A 2,208-nucleotide genomic window follows, 5' to 3' on the forward strand; every position below is an offset into this window, starting at 1 on the left:
GTCGGCAACGGCTCAATGTGAGACCACTTCCACCGGATGAATTGTGGCCCTCCTTGGCGGCCTGACTCGTTGAGTCAGGCCGGGAGGATGGGTGATCAGCGTGGAGGACTGGGCGGAGATCCGCCGGTTGCACCGGGCCGAGCAGATGCCGATCCGGGCGATCGCACGGAAGTTGGGGATCTCTCGGACCACGGTGCGACGGGCGGTGGCCAGTGACCGGCCGCCGAAATACGAGCGGGCGCCGAAGGGATCGATCGTGGATGCGGCCGAGCCGAAGATCCGCGAACTGCTTGAGGTGTGGCCGGACATGCCGGCGACCGTGGTGGCCGAACGGATCGGCTGGCAGCACGGCATGACCGTACTGCGCGATCGGGTGCGTGAGCTGAAGCTCGACTACCTGCCGGCAGATCCGGCCTCCCGGACGGTCTATGAGCCCGGCGAACTGGTGCAGTGTGATCTGTGGTTCCCGCCCTCGGCGATCCCGCTGGGGTTCGGGCAGACAGGGTGTCCGCCAGTGCTGGTGATGGTGGCCGGCTACTCACGATGGATCATGGCCCGGATGCTGCCGAGCAAGGCCGCAGCCGACCTGATCGCCGGGCACTGGCGGCTTTTGACCGGGCTCGGAGCCGTCCCGAAGGCTCTGGTCTGGGACAACGAGGCCGCGGTCGGCTCCTGGCGGGGCGGCAGCCCCCAGCTGACGGAGGACTTCGCGGCGTTCGCGGGACTGCTGGGCATCCGCATCATCCAGTGCCGTCCCGGCGACCCGGAGGCCAAGGGCCTGGTCGAGCGGGCCAACGGCTATCTGGAGACCAGCTTCCTGCCTGGCCGGGTCTTCGCCTCGCCGACCGACTTCAATATCCAGCTGGCGGACTGGCTGACCAAGGCCAACCGGCGCCTCCACCGCACCCTGCAGGCCCGCCCAGCCGAGCGGATCGAAGCGGACAAGGCCAGGATGCTGACTTTGCCGCCGGTCGATCCGCCGGGCTGGTGGCGATCCAGCCTGCGCCTGCCGCGCGACCACTACGTCCGCCTCGACACCAACGACTACTCCGTCCATCCACTGGCCATCGGCCGCCGCATCGAAGTGAAGGCCGACCTGGACCAGGTCCTGGCGTTCTGCGAGGGCACCGAGGTCGCCCGGCATGCCCGATGCTGGGCCCGCCATCAGTCCCTCACCGACCCCACCCACGCGGCCGCCGCGAAAGCCGACCGCGAACGGGCCCGGCAACGGCCCGTCCCAGCAGACCAACTCGAAGTCGAACAAAGGCCGCTGGACACCTACGACCGGATCTTCGGCGTCATCGACGGCGGCCTCAGCACCGGTGAGGGAGTCGCGTGATGGCCACCACGAAGCAGGCCGCGAACGGCCGCGACGTCTCCTCCGAACTCGTCTATCTGACCAAGGCGTTGAAGGCGCCCGCCTTGCGGGACGCGGCTGCCCGGCTTGCTGAACGAGCCCGGGACGAGGGCTGGAGTCACGAGGAGTATCTGGCCGCCTGCCTGCAGCGGGAGGCCGCCGCCCGCGACAGCCACGGCGCCGAGGGACGCATCCGGGCGGCCCGCTTCCCTTCTCGCAAGTCCCTCGAGGACTTCGACTTCGATCACCAGCGGTCCGTGAAACGCGAGGTCATCGCCCATCTGGGGACGCTCGACTTCGTCGTCGGCAAGGAGAACGTGATCTTTCTGGGGCCGCCCGGCACCGGCAAGACCCACCTCGCCACCGGGCTCGGCATCCGGGCCTGCCAGGCCGGCCACCGGGTCGCCTTCGCCACCGCCGCTCAGTGGGTGACCCGCCTCGCCGAAGCGCACCAAGTGGGCAGGCTCAGCGACGAGTTGACCCGGCTGGGCCGGATCCCGCTGATCATCGTGGACGAGGTCGGCTACATCCCCTTCGAGCCCGAGGCCGCGAACCTGTTCTTCCAGTTCATCTCGGGCCGCTACGAACGCGCCTCCGTGATCGTGACGAGCAACAAGCCCTTCGGCCGCTGGGGCGAGGTCTTCGGCGACGACACCGTCGCCGCCGCGATGATCGACCGACTCGTCCACCATGCCGAGGTGATCTCGCTCAAGGGCGACAGCTACCGCATGCGCGGCCGCGACCTAGGACGGGTTCCCACGGCCAACACCGGGGAATGACCAACATCAACTGACAGCGTGAGGTCCACTTTTCATCTGGTGCCCCCGGTCCACGATTCAGCCGTCACCGAC

At 68.6% G+C, this 2,208-nt stretch carries 2 protein-coding genes; both read left to right on the forward strand.

Features of this window, described 5'->3' with window-relative positions; translation table 11 throughout:
* The first annotated feature begins 91 nt into the window (after positions 1–91).
* Positions 92–1,339 (forward strand): IS21 family transposase, encoded by a 1,248-nt coding sequence (istA, locus tag AQI88_RS42280; protein WP_067011125.1) that lies wholly within the window; start codon positions 92–94, stop codon positions 1,337–1,339.
* A complete protein-coding gene (gene istB / locus AQI88_RS42285) occupies positions 1,339–2,136 on the forward strand; it encodes an IS21-like element helper ATPase IstB (protein WP_067011127.1) in 798 nt (265 codons plus the stop codon). The genes istA and istB overlap by 1 nt, the downstream gene beginning before the upstream one ends.
* Positions 2,137–2,208: the final 72 nt, after the last annotated feature.

The organism is Streptomyces cellostaticus (assembly GCF_001513965.1).
GTDB lineage: Bacteria > Actinomycetota > Actinomycetes > Streptomycetales > Streptomycetaceae > Streptomyces > Streptomyces cellostaticus.